Here is a 229-nt window from a genome sequence, read left to right as displayed (position 1 = left end):
CCCGGAGGAAAAGACATCAACCGAGATTCCGTTAGTAGTGGCGAGCGAACGCGGACCAGGCCAGTGCCTGATGTTTAATTAGCAGAACGATCTGGAAAGTTCGGCCATAGCGGGTGACAGCCCCGTATGCGAAAATGAAACATCAGGACTTGAGTAGGGCGGAGCACGTGAAACTCTGTCTGAACATGGGGGGACCACCCTCCAAGCCTAAATACTCGTACATGACCGA

General features: G+C 53.3%; 1 rRNA gene. It reads left to right on the top strand.

The window, feature by feature from the left end:
* A 23S ribosomal RNA gene (locus RRF55_RS28330) occupies positions 1–229 on the top strand; the annotation flags it as partial.

This window comes from Klebsiella sp. K47 (assembly GCF_051858335.1).
Lineage (GTDB): Bacteria > Pseudomonadota > Gammaproteobacteria > Enterobacterales > Enterobacteriaceae > Klebsiella > Klebsiella pneumoniae.
The sequence above is the reverse complement of the archived record's forward strand: the minus strand, read 5'-3'. Positions and strand labels throughout refer to the sequence as shown.